The sequence below is a fragment of the Uliginosibacterium sp. 31-16 genome, assembly GCF_030730865.1.
Classification (GTDB): domain Bacteria; phylum Pseudomonadota; class Gammaproteobacteria; order Burkholderiales; family Rhodocyclaceae; genus Uliginosibacterium.
Map to the genome: position 1 here is coordinate 24,579 of NZ_JAVALZ010000004.1, position 15,257 is coordinate 39,835.

Here is a 15,257-nt window from a genome sequence, read left to right on the forward strand (position 1 = left end):
AGGCACCCGTCCGGCAGAGCAGCCACCACAAAGCCTCGGCAGCACCCTGACCTGAAGAAGTCCGCCAGAAGCGGCTCTTCAGGCGGGACTTTATTTCACGCTAAAACGATCCAGCTCCTGCAGCACGCTGGCCGACACGCCCGCACCGAATCGCTTGGCCAGTCGCTCAGCCACATTTTCGCGCTTGGTGTAATCGCGCACCTCCTCAGCCTTGAGGACATCGCGCGCCACCGAATCGAGCGTACCGAGTTCATCAGCCAGCCCCAGCTCGATGCTTTTTGCGCCAGACCAGAACAGGCCGGAGAACATCTCCGGCGTTTCCTTCAAGCGCTTGCCGCGCCCTTGACGCACCACGTCAATGAACTGTTGATGAATCTCTGCGAGCATGCCCTTGGCAAATTCAACATGCTTCGGGTTCTGCGGCGAAAAGGGGTCCAGAAAAGCCTTGTTCTCGCCCGCCGTGATGCTGCGGCGCTCGACCCCCAGCTTTTCCATCGTGCCGGTAAAGCCAAAACCATCCATGCGCACGCCAATCGAGCCGACGATGCTGGCCTTGTCGACATAGATCTTGTCGGCCGCCGCCGCCACGTAATAGCCGCCGGAGGCACACACATCCTCGACCACAGCGTAAACAGGCTTGTCCGGGTACTTGGCGCGCAAGCGACGGATCTCGTCATAGATCATGCCCGCCTGCACCGGGCTGCCGCCCGGGCTGTTGATACGCAGGACCACGCCTTTGGCGCTCTTGGCTTCAAAAGCGGCCTGCAGCGCTTCAATCGTTTCCTCTGCCTTCACCTCGCTGCTCGCCCCGATGACGCCCTCCAGCTGCACCAGCGCCGTATGCTGACCGCCACCGTCAATGTGGGTGCTCTCGCTGCCTCCACGCGCAAGCAGGAAGATCAGCACCCCAAAATACACAAAGCCCAAAGCGCGGAAAAAGATGCTCCAGCGCCGCTTGCGCCGCGCCTCCTTGAGGCTTTCAAATGCCAGTTGCTCGATGACCTTGCGTTCCCAGCCTGCTTCATTGGTTTCGTTCATGCTTCTGCCTCAAGATAGATATTGCCATTACGCTCACTGACCATCAGACGCCGCAAAGCCTGGCCCACGCAAGGCCCGCCAACGCAGCGGCCCGAATCAGGTTCATACAGGGCGCCATGTGCCGCACACATGACATACTCGCCATCAACATCCAGAAACTTGCCTGGATTCCAGTCCAGTTCGATCGCCACATGCGCGCACTGGTTCAGGTAAGCGTACACGCCGCCATGCCAGCGCAAGACAAACGCAGCCTGCGCACCGCCCGCAGTATCCACCTGGAAGCGCAGACCGTCGCCGCCATCCAGCAGATCGGTTGCAGCACAGATCAGCCGTGACACGCCAGCCAGTCCCGCAATGCACGCATCGAATCCAGCAAGGCCAGCGGCTGCTCGGCAGCCAGGCCTTCGACCGGGTGCGCACCATAGGTCATCGCCAAAGCCGCCGCACCGGCATTCTTCGCCATCAGCAGATCGTGCGTCGTATCGCCGATCATCAGCGTGCGCTCGGGCGCGACGAACAGCTCATCCATCAATTCCAGCAACATGCCCGGATGCGGCTTCGAAAAACTCTCATCGGCGCAGCGCGACGCATGAAACAGCGGCTCCAGCCCGCTCTGTGCCAAGACGCGATTCAGGCCGCGTCGCGCCTTGCCGGTGGCGATCGCCAGCTGATAGCCCTGCTCCCGCAGGCTTTCCAGCAATTCGCGGGCACCGTCGAACAGCACCGTTTCGTGATCACGCGCCAGATAGTGGTGGCGATAGCGTTCGGCCAGTTGCTGGCAACCGGCCTCGTCCAGATCAGGCGCAACCTCCTGCACCGCGCCAAGCAGACTCAGGCCGATCACGTGCGCCGCCCGCTCACGCGGCGGAATCGCCACGCCAATGTCAGCGCAGGCAGCCTGGATCGATTCGACGATCAAGGCCGTGGAGTCCATCAGGGTGCCATCCCAGTCAAACACGATCAGGTCAAAATTCCGCTCGCTCATCTCAGCCAAAATCCCTCTTCTGGTTTGCATCCACGCTCTTTACAAAACCCGCCAGTTCGTCCGGCAAGTCAGCCCGCAGCTCCAGCATCTCGCCCGTCAGCGGATGCTGCAGACGCAACAAGGCCGCGTGCAGGAACATGCGCGACAGACCTTCACGCGCCAGCGTCTTGTTCAACGCAAAGTCGCCATACTTGTCATCGCCCAGCAAAGGAAAACCCTGGGACTGCATGTGCACGCGAATTTGGTGGGTGCGCCCGGTCTTGAGCTCCACCTCGACCAGACTGTAGCGCTCCCAGCGCTGCACCAGACGCACCACGCTGTGCGAAGCCTTGCCATCCTCGCGCACCATCACGCGACGCTCGCCATCGGCCGTCAGGTATTTATACAGAGGCGCCTTGATGTGCTGCAACGGATTCATCCAGCGCCCGGCCGCCATGGCCAGATAGCGCTTCTCCATACGCCCTTCACGCATCGCATCCTGCACCATATTGAGCGCAGCCCGCTTCTTGCCGATGATCAGCAAGCCGGAGGTTTCACGGTCAAGACGATGCGCCAGCTCGAGGAACTTCGCCTCGGGGCGCTGGCGCCGCAACAGTTCGATCACACCGAAACTCACCCCGCTGCCGCCATGCACCGCCAGCCCGGCAGGCTTGTCGATGACCAGCAAGGCTTCATCCTCGAAGACGATCCGGAAGGGATGGCGCTGTGCGGCGCCCATTTCCGGCGCCGCTGGCCTATCAGCTACCCGAATGGGCGGAATCCGCACTTCATCCCCGGCCTGCAGGCGGTAGGTCTGACTGATCCGGCCCGCATTGACCCGCACCTCACCACTGCGCAAGATCCGGTAGATATGGCTCTTGGGCACGCCCTTGCACTCGCGCAGAAGGAAATTGTCAATGCGCTGACCGGCATCCTCCTCACCAATCAGGACACGGCGCACGGCAACTGCAGCGCGCAAGGGAGATTCCGGGGTTTTGCCTAAAGTCATGGGTTTCAAATATACTGCGCTGGTTTTCACGGGTTTTGCCCCGTGGGTCGTCCGTGTTGCACGGCCTGCCCGTCCTGTCTGTATCGCCCCTCCGGCATGTTTGAAGCGCCCAGGCTCCTAGCCTCGCACGCTCCAGCCGGCAGCGGTTGGCGCCGTAGAGTTATCCGGCGCGCAGGTCACAGACTCGGAACGGCTGGCCGGCCACCCGCCCATCTGCGCGACAAGCGCCGCGAAAACAATGATCGGCCGGATAAAGCGGCCGATGGTATCCCAAACCACTTGATTGATCGACCCATTTTGCGCGCGAACGCGAACCAGACTGGAACACTTTGAGCTCCGCTCAGGCGGCTCAGGGTGTCGTAAGGCAAACCCGATTCACTCCTTGCTTCGAACACATGAGAAATTTGTTCACTACAAGTTGAGTCATACCTTTCCTCTCAAGGGAAAGACAGTGGTTTGCCCTGCCCGCTTTAGCGCGCGGGAGAAGAACTAAATGAAGCGAATGCTTTTCAATGCAACGCAGGCCGAGGAACTCCGCGTTGCGATTGTTGATGGTCAGAAACTGATCGACCTCGACATCGAATCGGCCGCCAAGGAACAGCGCAAGAGCAACATCTACAAAGGTGTGATCACGCGCATCGAGCCCAGCCTCGAGGCCGCTTTCGTCGATTATGGCGAAGAGCGTCACGGCTTCCTGCCGTTCAAGGAAGTCTCCCGCTCGTATTTCCGCGAAGGCGCCGACAACCGCGCCTCCATCAAGGAAGCCTTGCGCGAAGGCCAGGAAATCATCGTCCAGGTCGAGAAGGAAGAGCGTGGCAACAAGGGCGCAGCCCTGACCACCTTCGTTTCACTCGCCGGCCGTTACCTCGTCCTGATGCCGAACAATCCGCGCGGCGGCGGCGTTTCGCGCCGTGTCGAAGGCGATGATCGTGCCGAATTGCGCGAGATCATGGATGCCTTGGAAGTCCCTGGTGGCATGAGTCTGATTGCCCGCACCGCCGCCATCGGCCGCACGGCCGAAGAGCTGCAGTGGGACCTGAACTACCTGATGCAACTGTGGGGAGCCATTGATGGGGCTGCCAAGGCACAGAACGGCGCTTTCCTGATCTATCAGGAAGGCAGCCTGGTGATCCGCGCAGTGCGTGATTACTTCCACGCAGACATCGGCGAAATCCTCATCGACACCGACGAAATCTACGAGCAGGCCCGCGCCTTCATGGGCACGGTGATGCCGGCCAATGTAAACCGGGTCAAGCGCTATCACGATGACGTGCCGCTGTTCTCGCGCTTCCAGATCGAACATCAGATCGAGTCGGCCTATGGCCGTCAGGTGAACCTGCCTTCCGGCGGCGCCGTGGTGATCGACCACACCGAAGCACTGGTCGCAGTCGACGTGAACTCGGGCCGTGCGACCCGTGGTTCGGATATCGAAGACACCGCTCTGCGCACCAACCTCGAAGCGGCGGATGAAGTTGCCCGCCAGTTGCGCTTGCGCGACTTGGGCGGCCTGATCGTGATCGACTTCATTGACATGGAAAACCCGCGCAACCAGCGTGAGGTCGAAAACCGCCTGCGTGACGCCCTGCGCTACGACCGCGCCCGCGTCCAGACGGGCAAGATCAGCCGTTTTGGTCTGCTGGAACTGTCGCGTCAGCGCCTGCGCCCGGCACTGGCCGAAACCAGCTACATCACCTGTCCGCGCTGTACCGGGACGGGCCACATCCGCTCCACCGAATCGGCGGCACTGCACATCCTGCGCATCCTCGAAGAAGAGGCCATGAAGGAAAACACCGGCGCCCTGCACACTCAGGTTCCGGTTGATGTTGCCACCTTCCTGCTCAACGAAAAGCGTGATGACATTGCCAAGATCGAGCTGCGTCACAAGGTCAATCTGCTGATCATCCCGAATCGCCACCTGGAAACTCCGGCGCACGAAATCGTACGTCTGCGCCACGACCAGCTGAATCTGGAAGACAGCAATGTCCCCAGCTACCGCATGGCAGCAGCCCCCGCAGAGGCCACTTACACCCCCCCTTCCGCCCAGACCGAAGGCAAGGCCCGCCAGGAAGCCGCCATCAAAGGCGTCACCCCGGAACAGCCTGCGCCGATGGTTGAACCCCGTGCAGCACGCCCGGCCAAGAATACCGGCGCCGCCGAACCCAGGAAGGGGCTGTTCAGCCGCCTTCTGGATTGGCTCAGCGGTGATGCCGCGACTCCGGAAGCTCCGGTTCCAGCTGCCGCCAAACCCCGCAACGGCGAGCGTCGTGATGGTCGCCGTCGCGACGAGCAGCGTGGTGAGCGCAAGGGTGGCCGCAACGCCGAGCAAGGCCAGGCAGGACGCAAGGAAGGCAACAAGCCTCGCGAAGAGCAGGCGACGGGTGAAGCCCGCGCCCGCAATGAGCGTGGCGGCAATCGTGGCGAGCGCAATCGTCCGGAACGCGGCGAGAAGCAGGAGCGTAACGAAGCACGTGCCGAGACAAATACCTCCGCAACACCTGCCAAACCACAACGCGAGCGCGGAGAGCGCAATCAGGAACGACGCGAACGCCAGCCGCAACGCGAAGCCGCGGTAAAAGCCGAGATACAGGAGCAGGTGGTAGCCGCCATTGCTGTAGAAGAGCCGACTGTTACAAGTAGTGAGGCCGTTGCATCCGAAGCACGTAACGGAGAAGGACGCGAAGGGCGTAACCGACGCAACCGTCGCGGCCGCGGCCGTGGCGAACGCCGTAACGATGCCGATGCCGTCAACAGCGCGGAAGGCGTTGAAACTGCGGCGCCGGAAGCGACCGAAACCGACGCAGCACCACAGGCCTCACTGGCGCTGAACGAACCCGTGCTCGCCGCCCCTGTGGCTACCGTAGCAGCGGTCGCCGAGACCATGCCAACAGCCGCCGAAGAAACACCCTCCGTGGAGACCTCCGCTGCGCCTTATTCTCCAGCCGTGGTGGCTGAAGAAGCCCAGCCTGCGCCGGTCGCCATCCCCCCTGCCCCGATACCCGCGCCAGTAGAGGCTATCGCGCCCAAGGCGCCACAGATTGATCTGAAGGCGCTCCTGGCTGCAGAAGAGGCTGCTCTGCAGATGGTGGAAACCGTTGCCGGAACCAGCCCGATCGCGGCTCCGGCAGAAGAGGCTCCGGTCGTTCGCGCACCGCGCCGCCGCAAAGAGCGCCCGGCGCAAACCGAAGAGCCTCTGCAACAGGTGGAAACTCGAAACGAGTAAGCTCGAGCTGCATCGGAATACAAGCCGTCGTCCGCAAGGATGGCGGCTTTTTCATGTGCGGAAAGCAGACGCAAAAAAGGCAGGGTCTCCCCTGCCTTCGCACATGCTCAGCCATCAAGGTTACAGCGGCTTGATCGCTCCAGCCTGCTGACCTTTGGGGCCTTGTTTGATTTCAAACTCGACGCGCTGACCTTCCTTGAGCGACTTGAAACCCGAGCCGGAGATTTCCGAGAAATGGGCAAACAGGTCTTCGCCGCCCTGATCCGGGGTGATGAAGCCAAAGCCCTTGGCGTCGTTGAACCACTTCACAATTCCAGTAGCCATACAGCATTCCTTGCAAACAGATAAACAGGGCGCAGCGTTCCGGGTGAAACCTGCAATGTCGGCACATGAGCCTCAAGAAGCTCGCGGCTGCCCCGCAAGGTACGCGACAAACTCCACGGCGGCAAGAAAACCCTTACAGCCAATCGGGCATGTCAACGCATTTTGAGAAGGACCTGAATGACTGCCTCACACTGATCCAGTACCTCTTCAAAACCTGCTGGACCGCCATAGTACGGGTCGGCCACATCCATCCCGGCATGGGCTGGGGAGTGGTTCAGGAAGAGATCAAGCTTGTGTTGGAAACCACTGGGGCATTGCCGTTGCAGATATGCGAGATGCCCTTTATCCATCGCCAGGATCAGATCGAAATACTCAAAATCACGAGTCTGAACCGGGCGTGCCCGCAATCGCGACAGGTCATAACCACGCTTGATAGCCGCACTTTGGGCGCGCACATCCGGGGCTTCTCCGGTGTGGTACGAATGGGTCCCTGCCGAATCAAATTCAAACAGATGTGCAAGCCCCTGCTGTGTCGCAAGATGACGAGCGACACCGTCTGCCGTCGGGGAGCGACAGATGTTGCCTGTGCACACAAACAGGATTTTTTTCATCGCCTGATCAACGTTCAGTGGTGGTCCGCGCCAAAAACCCGCTGCCGCAGTCTGAACAGCTCATCACGCGCCGCCGCGGCCTTTTCAAAATCAAGATTGCGGGCATGCTCCTGCATCTCTTTCTCGAGCTGCTTGATGGCGCGTGCCAGGCCTTTCTCGTCCATCACCGCATAATCCGCCTGGGGCTCGGCAGCAGCACGGCCAGTACGCGGATTGGCCTCACTATCCTGATAAACCCCGTCGATAATGTCCTTGATCCGCTTGTTGACCGATTTCGGCACGATACCGTTGGCTTCGTTGAAAGCGATCTGCTTGTTGCGACGCCGCTCCGTTTCTCCTATCGCGGCGCGCATCGAATCCGTCATCCGATCGGCATACAGGATGGCGGTGCCGTGCAGGTGACGCGCCGCCCGCCCGATGGTCTGGATCAACGACCGCACCGAACGCAGAAAGCCTTCCTTGTCTGCGTCCAGAATCGCAACCAGAGAGACCTCGGGGATATCCAGGCCTTCACGCAACAGGTTGATGCCGATCAGCACATCAAACTCACCCAGACGCAGGTCGCGAATGATTTCGACACGCTCCACCGTATCAATATCGCTATGCAGATAGCGTACGCGAATGCCGTTTTCAGCCAGATAATCGGTCAGGTCTTCGGCCATGCGCTTGGTCAGCACAGTCACCAGCACCCGTTCCCCAACAACCACGCGCTTGCGGATTTCCGTCAGCAAATCATCCACCTGCGTCACTGCAGGGCGCACCTCGATTACGGGGTCAACCAGCCCGGTCGGGCGCACGACCTGCTCCACGACCTGCCCTTGGTGCTGCTCTTCGTAAGCAGCCGGCGTCGCAGAAACAAATACGGTCTGCGGCATCAGGCGCTCAAACTCATCAAACTTCAGCGGACGATTATCTGCCGCCGAAGGCAGGCGGAATCCGTACTCAACAAGATTGAGCTTGCGAGCCTGATCGCCCTTGAACATGCCCCCCACCTGCGGGATGGCTACGTGAGATTCGTCGACAAAGAACAACCCATCCGGCGGCAGGTAATCGATCAGGGTCGGTGGCGGATCCCCCGGCATGCGACCGGACATATGCCGTGAGTAGTTTTCAATGCCTTTGCAAAAACCCAGTTCCGAAAGCATTTCCAGATCGAAGCGGGTGCGCTGCTCAATCCGCTGCGCCTCGACCAGTTTGCCGCCTCGCTGATAGAACTCGATGCGCTCGCGCAGCTCTTCCTTGATCTTCTCGATGGCTTCGACCACCGTCGCACGCGGAGTCACATAATGACTGGACGGAAACACGGTGAAACGCCCGAGCTTCTGCTTCATGTGCCCCGTCAGCGAATCAAACAGGGTCAGATGTTCGATTTCATCGTCAAAAAGCTCGATGCGCAAAGCCAGCTCGGCACTTTCAGCCGGAAACACATCGATCACATCACCCCGCACACGAAAACACCCGCGCTGAAAATCCACATCATTGCGGTCGTACTGCATGGCGACCAAGCGCTGCAGCACATCACGCTGAGGCATTTTTTCGCCTTCGCGCAGATGCAGGATCATGCTGTGGTAATCCACCGGATCGCCGATCCCGTAGATGCACGACACGGTTGCCACGATCACCACATCACGCCGTTCCAGCAGGCTCTTGGTGGCCGACAGGCGCATCTGCTCGATGTGTTCATTGATCGACGAATCCTTTTCGATGAACAGATCACGCGAGGGCACGTATGCCTCGGGTTGGTAGTAGTCGTAATAGGAAACAAAATACTCGACCGCATTCTCGGGAAAGAACTCACGGAATTCGGCATACAGCTGCGCTGCCAGGGTCTTGTTCGGCGCCAGCACCAGAGCCGGCCGGCCGCAGCGGGCGATCACGTTAGCCATGGTGTAGGTCTTGCCCGAGCCGGTCACGCCGAGCAAGGTCTGGAACATCAGACCATCCTGGATACCTTCAGTCAGCAGTTCAATCGCTGCAGGCTGATCCCCCGCAGGAGGAAAAGGCTGATGCAAGCGAAAGGGGCTGCCCGGAAAGGACACAATCGTGGGGGAGGCTGGGGTGTCGGCCATGATAAAATATTGTTTTTCAAGGACTGCGTCGTCAACTTTTGAAGACGACCGATCGTTGATTATTGCGGATTTCCTGTCTCGAAGCGACCTGATTTCGAGGCCTTTCACTGAAACTGGAGCACTCATGAGTTCGTCGATTTTTGCCGCCGTCGAAATGGCCCCGCGTGACCCGATTCTGGGTTTGAACGAAGCATTCAATGCCGATACCCGCAGCACCAAGGTGAATCTCGGCGTAGGCGTGTACTTCACTGACGAAGGCAAGATCCCGCTGCTTGGAGCAGTCAAGGCCGCTGAAAAGGCCCGTCTGGAAGCTGCACCCGCGCGGGGCTACCAGCCCATCGAAGGCCTGGCCGCCTACAACACAGCCGTTGCCGCCCTGCTGTTTGGCAAGGAGTCGCCGCTGGTCACCGAAGGCAAGACCATCACGGTCGAAGCGCTGGGCGGCACTGGCGCGCTCAAGGTCGGCGCAGACTACCTCAAGCGCCTGCTGCCGCAGGCCAAGGTGTATATCTCGGACCCGAGCTGGGAAAATCACCGCGCCCTGTTCGAATCAGCCGGCTTCACGGTTGAAAACTACCCCTACTACGATGCAGCCACACGTGGCGTGAACTTCGCCGGGATGAAGGCCTGCCTGTCCAGCCTGCCCGCTGGCTCGATCATCATCCTGCACGCCTGCTGTCACAACCCGACGGGCGCCGACATGACGGACGCTCAATGGGCAGAAGTCGTCAATGCATGCCGGGATCGCGGTCTGATCCCCTTCCTGGACATGGCCTATCAAGGCTTTGCTGACGGCATCGACGCTGACGCTGTCGCCGTGCGCGCTTTCGCCGCTTCCGGCCTGCAATTCTTCATCTCCAGCTCCTTCTCGAAGTCCTTCTCGCTCTACGGCGAACGCGTCGGTGCACTGACCGTCGTTTGTGCCAGCAAGGAAGAAACCGGCCGCGTGATGTCACAAGTCAAACGCGTCGTACGCACCAACTACTCCAACCCGCCGACCCATGGCGGCGCGATCGTGGCGGCAGTACTGGCCTCACCCGAACTGCGTCAGCAATGGGAGGACGAATTGGCCGGCATGCGCGTGCGCATCCGTGCCATGCGCACCAGTCTTGTTGAAAAGCTCGCTGCACGTGGCGTAGCGCAAGATTTCGGTTTCGTGACCAAACAGCGCGGGATGTTCAGCTACACCGGTCTCACGGCAGAACAGGTTGAGCGCCTGAAGAACGAATTCGGCATCTACGCAGTGTCAACGGGCCGTATCTGCCTGGCCGCGCTGAACACCAAAAACATCGACTATGTTGCCGATGCCATTGCCGCCGTGCTGAAGTAAGCCTGCTTCGCGCAACAAAAAGCCCGGTCAATGCTGACCGGGCTTTTTTACGGCCCATGCCCGAAGAGCAGCGTGGGGCGGACATCTTCGGCAGATCGCCCTGAGGACAAAGACGGGAAGTACATCTAAAGAGCACGACCCCGAAGAACGAGGCGGGAAGCGGCTCTTCAGCCTACCCGGGCAGCCGTGAGCGGATATCCGCCACCCCTTGCCAGGCGCGTCGTTCGGCATTGCCAGCCACGTACGCCGCCGACTCCGCCTCGCTCTGCAGCAAATAGGTGGCGATCAGGCGCTCCAGCAGATGATGCTGCGGCAGCATCGGGCCACAGAACAAGACCTGAGAACCACGCTGAATCACGACTGTCGGGAAATTCTCAACGTCCAGATCATCCACAACCTCGGACTGATCTTCCACGTCAACCCAGACAAAACCTACATCCGGAAAGCGTGCCTGCAAGGCATCAAACCCTGCGCGATATTCACGACAGGTGCCACACCAGGCAGCACAGAGGCAGGAGACCAGAAATTCAGCCTCGCGAGCAAGAAACGACACGACAAAACCCTTCAGGACGATCCGGGCAGAGCCCGGATCAGGCCTGCTTCAGACACGATACTACCGTGTGCTCATGGTCGGCGCATCGACCTTGCCCGACAACTCGAAACTGCGCGACACGTTCTCACCGCCCGGCAAGGTCAGCGACCCATGCACCACGCCCTTCAATCTGCCATCCTGCTGCACAGAAAAAGAACTTGAACCACGCAGAGCCCCCGAGGTAAGCCCCTGGAAGTCGGCCTGCGCCGGCTCTCCGGTACGCCCTCCGAACTTGCCACTCAAGCTGTCAAACCTGATCAGCCCCCCGCCAACCACACCAGAACCGCTGCGACGCATCCCTTCGAGCAGACCGAAGCGATCAAGTGAGCCATTCTTGATGGTATAGGTGCCATTGACCGCAACAGAAGAGGCCAGTCCCTCAAAGCTGTCGGCCGACGCATCCAGTTTGAAAGACCCGCTCAAAAGACCATCCACGGTACTGCGCGGATAGAGTCTATTGATGACATCCCGCGCGCGCAGGCTTTCCATCTTAATCTCACCTTCGAGCAGAAGCTTGCCTGCAGACACCATATGCAGCATGCCACTAACCGAACCGCCATCACCATTCGCTCCGATCTTGTCGATCAGCAGGTTGTCATCTGTAATCTCGCCCTGGGCAACGACACTATCAAAACTGAATCCGGGCAGCACGGGCCACTTCAAAGCACCTGACTGAACCAGCACTGCCAGCTTGCCACCCTCGCGCGGAGAAAGCTCCAGATTGATCCCGCCCTCATACTTGATCTTGATGATGCTGAGCGCCCCATCGGGGGCAAAACGCATTTCCCCCCCCGGCAGAAGCAAAGGACTCGTCCCGAACAGCAGTTTGAGACTGGTAAATTCCAGTCTCGTCACCTTGCGCGTAGACGGGCCATCAACCAGGCCCAGTCGGGCCAGCGAACTGGGGCGTGCAACAACCTCACCGGCCTCCACCCGAACACGTGACATACGGAATTTGGTGATCCAGTCGGCCCAGTCAGGAGTAACCCAAGCCCGTTCCACCTCAATCGGTGTTGCAGTCTGAACCTTGAGCTTGCTCAGCTCAACAGCCACCCCGCCCTTGATTGCATACTCTTGGCTGGCAAATTCAACAGGAAGACCCAGCCAGGTTTCTTTCTTTTCTACGGCGCCATGTGCGACTACCGGCAAAAATGCCAGCACACACAAGACCGGGGCAACACACAAAGACTGCAGGGTACGTGGCATCACGAGTATCTCCGGAAACATTTATTACCGATGCGCAGCAAGCTGATCAGGCCACTTCATCGAAAGACAGCAAAATTAACTCAAAAATCTTGACACAATCAACAGCCATATCTATTATTCGGCCTCTCGATTCCCCGATAGCTCAGTTGGTAGAGCGCCGGACTGTTAATCCGTAGGTCCCTGGTTCGAGCCCAGGTCGGGGAGCCAAATTTAGGAAGGGTCTAGCCGCAAGGCTAGGCCCTTTCAGCTTTCTGCCGTGACAAAAACGTGACGAGTTCGACCACGTTTTCATCTTCCCGCCTTCGCTCAATCCTTGCTGCAGCACTCTTCAGGTTCTCCGTAGCAAACTTGGCGTAGCGGTCGACCATGGTACGGGATTTCCACCCCCCCAAGTCCTTCAACTCGTCGCAGCTAGTGCCCGCCTGTCGGTGCCACGAAGCCCAAGTGTGCCTAAGGTCATGAAAACGGAAGTCTTCAATCCCGGCTTTCTTGAGAGCACCTAGCCAAGCGGTGTTCGTTACCTGAAACACAATCGGCTTGCCCCGGTAAGTAAAGCAGTACCGGTCATGCTTGCCGACCTGTTCCTTGAGTACCTCAACAGCGTCTGTATTCAGCGGCACGCCTCGCGGCGTTCCATTCTTGGTATGGTCAAGCCAAGCGGTTTTGCGCTGCAAATCCACCCGCTCCCACTCCAAGTCGGTAATCTCTCGCGCCCGACAACCTGTCGCCAAGGCAAAGCGCACCAACGCCGCCAGATGATCCGGACAGGCCTTAACCAGCCTGTCAGCCTCCGTTTGCGTCAGCCACCTGTCCCGTTCGACTTCTCCGGGCAATAAGCGAATCTTCGGGATGCTGTCGATCCACTGCCATTCATCCCGCGCCATCCGCAGCAAGCTGCGAATCAACGACAGGTAGCGATTGACTGTCGCAGGTTTGTTGCCGCGTTTCATCTGCCGCTGCACGACCTGCCACACCACATCCCCGTTGATCTGGTTCAGTGTGAGGTCGCCCAGCAAGTAGTCCAGTTCGCGGCAAATCCGCTGCACATCCTTGAAACTGCGAAGACTCGCCTTGATCGAGAGATACCGCACCACTGCTTCTTGCCATGTACGCGGGGGTTTGATTCCGAAATGCTCGGCCTTGTATGCGTCCAGCGTAAGCTTGGCTAACAAGGCTTCTGCTTCTTCTCGGCTTTCAGTCCCAGCGCTCTGGCGTATGCGCTTTCCATTTGGAAGCGTGGCATTGATCCACCAGAACCGGGAATCCGGTCGCCGGTAGATACCGGTTTCACGGGCCATATCGATAACTCCTTTCCGGCCCGCCCTCTAGCCTTATAGTCGTCAAGCCATGCGTCAAGGTCAAGCTTGTCGAACACGCAGCGACGACCCAAGCGCAACGCAGGGATGCCCAACTCCATGAGCAAGGTGACGCCGATCCCCAGATATTCGGCGGCTTGCTCCCTTGTCAGGCATCGCACAGCAGGCAGGGGCAGGCCTTGTTCTGGCTCACCAGCCGCCACGGCTCTGCTTCCGGTACTCACGCTCAAAGGCCTCCGCCTCCCGCTCGGCAAGTTCTTCCTCCGATACTGGCGCAGGATTGAAGAGCGTATTGAACTTGCGCCCCTTGAACCTGACTTTCTCTTCCACCAATTGTTCGAAGGGGATGCCCTCAAACTCGGCCCGCTGCTGATAGTGGTCCTCGACAATCTCACGCAGCAGCGACCAGCCCCGCCAGAAATCGAACTCACCTTCACGCGCCATGAAGCTTGTCAGGGCGCTGAACGCAAAACGACAAAGCGTTGCATCCTGCGGCGCCCGATTCGGGGAAAAACGTTTGCTCAGAGGCCCGCCATCCGTCTCCCAATCAATCGACGCGAGAGCGATCCACAAGGGATGAATCGGCCAGCGTGAGCGGGTTTGATCGTCTGGATTAGGCATCGTCAGCTTGAGCCATTCGGTTGTGGCGTAACTCCACAGCCCGTTCAGGTGCCTCAGCATGCCTGAAAGTTCAGACAGCCCCTTCTGGGTCAGCACCTCACGCCTGAACTGAAACTCAAGCCGCCAAACCCGCTCCCCGGCCTTCCATCCTCGTTCTGTCCAGAGCGGCTGAAGGTAGTACTTCTTGCTCTTCTCCAACTCCAGCGTCTTGTCGTAAAGACGGCAGGACAGCACCCCGCCCTGCCCGATGGACCACCCCGAAAACTCGTTATCAATGGCGTAGGCATTCACCGATGAAGCGCGCGTCAGCCACGCCGCACGCGTCCAGCTCTCCATCGATATGTCGCAGACGAAATCAAGGTACAGATCGATCCGGCTAACCTTTGCAGGATCAACGTTCGTCCCGACCTGACATAGCAACCAGAGCAGATCGTCTTCTATGTCGCACGGGCGCTTGCTGGACAGGTAAGCAGACGAGACTTTCACATAGGCCATCGGCAAGCGCTTGTTGCGTCGCGAAAGCTGTATCCGGAAGGCGTTGTCGTCCAGAACATAGGGAAACAAGCCCGATCCCTTGTCCTTTACCTCAAACAGATGGTCTTCCAGAGCGAATTGCGCGCACGCCTGCTCAGGCTCTTCCGAGGACTGAGCAGCCTGCTTCAGCTTCTGAAGTTCTTTTTCAACATCTGCGTTGAGTTCGCCATCAAAGGAGAGATAAAGACTATCTACCCCCCAGCGAAGAGGCTTAAAAACCATCCCACTGCAGGAATTGGATGCTGTGTTACTAGGAGACGCATCCACGGCTTGCTCTGTCGGGGACGGGGCGCCCGCTGCGCAGGCGCTCCCGCACCCGGCAGGCTGCGCCGTTTGGGCAACGCGGGTAACTGGCTTGCCCGACTCCGGGCTTGACTTGCTCTTACTCATATCCGTTCCTTTGGAACTGCCGGACATGCCGAT

The 15,257-nt window shown here is 59.3% G+C and carries 13 protein-coding genes and 1 tRNA gene; 3 read left to right on the plus strand and 11 right to left on the minus strand.

From position 1 onward, the window contains the following. Positions 1 to 90 precede the first annotated feature (90 nt). The 4 genes from Q9Q94_RS15115 to Q9Q94_RS15130 are packed head-to-tail and all read right to left on the minus strand — an operon-like array spanning position 91 to position 3,011. Complete coding sequence (locus Q9Q94_RS15115; protein ID WP_305980958.1) at positions 91 to 1,038, minus strand: S49 family peptidase; 948 nt, start codon at positions 1,036 to 1,038, stop codon at positions 91 to 93. Continuing rightward, complete coding sequence (locus tag Q9Q94_RS15120) at positions 1,035 to 1,376, minus strand: Rieske (2Fe-2S) protein (protein ID WP_305980959.1); 342 nt, start codon at positions 1,374 to 1,376, stop codon at positions 1,035 to 1,037. The genes Q9Q94_RS15115 and Q9Q94_RS15120 overlap by 4 nt, the downstream gene beginning before the upstream one ends. Then, on the minus strand, positions 1,364 to 2,023 hold the full coding sequence (locus tag Q9Q94_RS15125) for an HAD-IIIA family hydrolase (protein WP_305980960.1): 660 nt from the start codon (positions 2,021 to 2,023) through the stop codon (positions 1,364 to 1,366). Before Q9Q94_RS15125 ends, Q9Q94_RS15120 begins: the two co-directional genes overlap by 13 nt. Position 2,024: 1 nt before the next feature. Further along, positions 2,025 to 3,011 carry an RluA family pseudouridine synthase gene (locus Q9Q94_RS15130; RefSeq protein WP_371929861.1) on the minus strand — a complete coding sequence of 329 codons (987 nt, stop codon included), beginning with the start codon at positions 3,009 to 3,011 and terminating at the stop codon, positions 2,025 to 2,027. A gap of 493 nt (positions 3,012 to 3,504) precedes the next feature. Here Q9Q94_RS15130 and Q9Q94_RS15135 point away from each other — a divergent pair, with 493 nt between their 5' ends. Further along, on the plus strand, positions 3,505 to 6,231 hold the full coding sequence (locus Q9Q94_RS15135; protein ID WP_305980962.1) for an Rne/Rng family ribonuclease: 2,727 nt from the start codon (positions 3,505 to 3,507) through the stop codon (positions 6,229 to 6,231). A 120-nt stretch (positions 6,232 to 6,351) separates the two neighbouring features. Here the strand turns inward: Q9Q94_RS15135 and Q9Q94_RS15140 are convergent, their stop codons facing one another. From Q9Q94_RS15140 to uvrB, 3 genes are all read right to left on the minus strand, one after another. Next, positions 6,352 to 6,555 (minus strand): cold-shock protein, encoded by a 204-nt coding sequence (locus Q9Q94_RS15140; RefSeq protein WP_305980963.1) that lies wholly within the window; start codon positions 6,553 to 6,555, stop codon positions 6,352 to 6,354. A 152-nt stretch (positions 6,556 to 6,707) separates the two neighbouring features. Beyond that, a complete protein-coding gene (locus tag Q9Q94_RS15145) occupies positions 6,708 to 7,166 on the minus strand; it encodes a low molecular weight protein-tyrosine-phosphatase (RefSeq protein WP_305980964.1) in 459 nt (152 codons plus the stop codon). Positions 7,167 to 7,180: 14 nt separating this feature from the next. Then, complete coding sequence (gene uvrB / locus Q9Q94_RS15150; protein ID WP_305980965.1) at positions 7,181 to 9,235, minus strand: excinuclease ABC subunit UvrB; 2,055 nt, start codon at positions 9,233 to 9,235, stop codon at positions 7,181 to 7,183. A gap of 124 nt (positions 9,236 to 9,359) precedes the next feature. Here uvrB and Q9Q94_RS15155 point away from each other — a divergent pair, with 124 nt between their 5' ends. Continuing rightward, positions 9,360 to 10,565: an amino acid aminotransferase gene (locus Q9Q94_RS15155; RefSeq protein ID WP_305980966.1), complete on the plus strand. Its 1,206-nt coding sequence runs from the start codon at positions 9,360 to 9,362 to the stop codon at positions 10,563 to 10,565. A 172-nt stretch (positions 10,566 to 10,737) separates the two neighbouring features. Here the strand turns inward: Q9Q94_RS15155 and Q9Q94_RS15160 are convergent, their stop codons facing one another. After that, complete coding sequence (locus Q9Q94_RS15160; RefSeq protein WP_305980967.1) at positions 10,738 to 11,118, minus strand: thioredoxin family protein; 381 nt, start codon at positions 11,116 to 11,118, stop codon at positions 10,738 to 10,740. Between the two features lie 60 nt (positions 11,119 to 11,178). Then, complete coding sequence (locus tag Q9Q94_RS15165; protein WP_305980968.1) at positions 11,179 to 12,363, minus strand: hypothetical protein; 1,185 nt, start codon at positions 12,361 to 12,363, stop codon at positions 11,179 to 11,181. Positions 12,364 to 12,494: 131 nt separating this feature from the next. Here Q9Q94_RS15165 and Q9Q94_RS15170 point away from each other — a divergent pair. Beyond that, positions 12,495 to 12,570, plus strand: a tRNA-Asn gene (locus tag Q9Q94_RS15170). Between the two features lie 26 nt (positions 12,571 to 12,596). On the opposite strand, the gene Q9Q94_RS15175 is transcribed toward Q9Q94_RS15170, so the two are convergent. Together Q9Q94_RS15175 and Q9Q94_RS15180 are read right to left on the minus strand one after the other, a co-directional pair. Continuing rightward, entirely contained in the window at positions 12,597 to 13,661 is a 1,065-nt protein-coding gene (locus Q9Q94_RS15175; protein WP_305980969.1) for a site-specific integrase, read from the minus strand. A 207-nt stretch (positions 13,662 to 13,868) separates the two neighbouring features. Then, a complete protein-coding gene (locus Q9Q94_RS15180; protein WP_305980970.1) occupies positions 13,869 to 15,056 on the minus strand; it encodes a replication initiation factor in 1,188 nt (395 codons plus the stop codon). Between the last annotated feature and the right edge of the window lie 201 nt (positions 15,057 to 15,257).